2 protein-coding genes, 1 pseudogene and 1 riboswitch are annotated in these 2051 nt (G+C 65.6%); all 3 genes and pseudogenes read right to left on the minus strand.

The window, feature by feature from the left end; translation table 11 throughout:
* Positions 1–328: pseudogene (locus EOA33_RS33600) on the minus strand (glycine dehydrogenase (aminomethyl-transferring)); the annotation flags it as partial.
* Between the two features lie 16 nt (positions 329–344).
* Positions 345–713 carry a glycine cleavage system protein GcvH gene (gcvH, locus tag EOA33_RS33605; protein WP_126054278.1) on the minus strand — a complete coding sequence of 123 codons (369 nt, stop codon included), beginning with the start codon at positions 711–713 and terminating at the stop codon, positions 345–347.
* A 6-nt stretch (positions 714–719) separates the two neighbouring features.
* Entirely contained in the window at positions 720–1820 is a 1101-nt protein-coding gene (gene gcvT / locus EOA33_RS33610; RefSeq protein WP_127407572.1) for a glycine cleavage system aminomethyltransferase GcvT, read from the minus strand.
* 149 nt (positions 1821–1969) lie between these two features.
* Positions 1970–2051: riboswitch (glycine riboswitch) on the minus strand. This riboswitch is flagged as partial in the annotation.

Below are 2051 nucleotides of genomic sequence, written 5' to 3' on the forward strand. Positions count from 1 at the left end.
GGTAGGGCGTGTAGGCCGTGTACCAGGCCGGGTTCTCGAACAGGTTGCGCTGAATGACCGGCGGCACGTGGACGCCGTGGTAGCCGGCGCCGATAAAGCTCTTCAGCACCGTGTTCTTGGCCATCGTCGCCGACAATTCGGCCAGTGCTTCGGCCTCGCTGGCCGGCGCGGGCAGCGTCAGCGGCTGGTCGAGGCGGATCGATCTCGGCACGGCCTGGCTGATCAGCGTCTCGACGGACGGGACGCCGATTACGGCCAGCATGGCTCGGACATCATTGAGGCCGGGGCCGATGTGGCGGGCCGAGAAGGGGTAGGGTGCTGCGGTCATCGTAACTGTCCTGCTCTCAACCGATATGGGCCTTGTAGGCAGCTTCATCCAGAAGCCCGTCGAGCTGGCCTTCATTGGCGAGCTTCATCTTCCACAGCCAGCCGTCGCCCGTGGCGGCCGAATTGACCAGCGACGGATCCGACGACAGCGAGGTGTTGGCCTCGGTGATCTCGCCGTCGGCCGGTGCGTAGACATCCGACGCGGCCTTGACGGATTCGACCACGACGGCGGTGTCGCCCTTGGCCAGCTTGCGGCCGACTTCCGGCAGTTCGACGAAGACGAGATCGCCGAGCTGCTCCTGCGCGTAGTCAGTGATGCCAACGGTGGCGACGCCGCCTTCGACACGGAGCCATTCGTGGTCTTCGGTGAAATAGGTCTTTGCCATCGGGAATTATCCTTTGCGGTAGCGATGAGGTGTGAAAGGCAAGGGGTTGATATCGATCGGGATTTTCGTCCCGCGCACATCGGCGAAAAGTTTGCTTCCGGGCCTGGCGAGTGCCGTGTTGACGTAGCCCATGGCGACCGGATGACCGGCCGACGGGCCGAAGCCGCCGGAGGTGACATGGCCAGCCGCATTGCCGGCGGCGTCGAAAAGCGCGGCGCCCGCGCGCACCGGCTGGCGGCCGTCCGGCTTCAGTCCGACACGTTTCTGCGCCGACCCACGCTCCAGTATGGCGCGCAGAGCGTCGGCGCCGATGAAGTGGCCGGCGGCACGGATATCCTTGGGGACGGCCCACATCAATCCGGCGCTGGCCGGATCGAATTCCTCGGTGATGTCCTGGCCATGCAGGCAGAGCCCGGCCTCCAGCCGCAGGCTGTCGCGGGCGGCGAGGCCGATCCACTGCACGCGCTCGTCGTTGAGCAATGTCGCGACCAGGTCCCGCGCATCCGCTTCCGGCAAGCCGATCTCGAAACCGTCCTCGCCGGTATAGCCGGAGCGGCTCATGAACCAGTTTTCGCGCGGCTCGATGCCGTGCATGAACAGCAGCGCACCGGTCTCGATGCCGGCGCGGGCAAGGGCGGCCCAGGCCTCGGGACCCTGGACGGCGAGGAAGACGCGGTCGAGCGCATCCACCTTTGCCTCGAAATCCCCGGCCAGCGCCCGCAGGTGCTTCTCGTCGACGGCTGCGTTGCCGGCGTTGGCGACGACCATGAAGCGGTCGTCGCCAAGCCTGGTGATGATGAGGTCGTCGATGATGCCGGCGGCCTCGTTGAGGAAGAAGGTGTATTTCGACTGGGAAATATCGAGCGCGCCGGCATCGAGCGGGCAGGCGCGGTCGAGCAGCGCAATCGCGCCCGGGCCGCTGACCAGGAACAGCTTCATGTGCGAAATGTCGAACAGCCCGGCATGCTCGCGGGTGTGAAGGTGCTCCTTCATCACGCCGGCCGGATAGGTGAGCGGCATCGACCAGCCGGCGAACGCGCCAAAGCGCGCCCCAGCAGCCGTATGCAGATCCTCGAGGGGTAGGTGTTTGGCTTCGTCGCCCGTCATGTCATCTCCAGAGTCGCACGCAATCGGCCGCTGATGGCGACCAGTCCGTGCCCCTCTGTCTGAAGCCTGAGAGACTCGCGCCCCGTAACTCTGTCGGCAGCGCTTACACCTTCGGCGCGGGGCGTGAGCCCCGACTTTCCAGAGTGTCTTTCCCGTCTACGGTTCTTTTGCCTGAGAGATTTCGGGCGATTTCCCCTTCGGCGGCAGCTCTCGCTGCTCTCTCCCGCAAAC

It is taken from the genome of Mesorhizobium sp. M4A.F.Ca.ET.050.02.1.1, assembly GCF_003997725.1.
Taxonomy (GTDB): domain Bacteria; phylum Pseudomonadota; class Alphaproteobacteria; order Rhizobiales; family Rhizobiaceae; genus Mesorhizobium.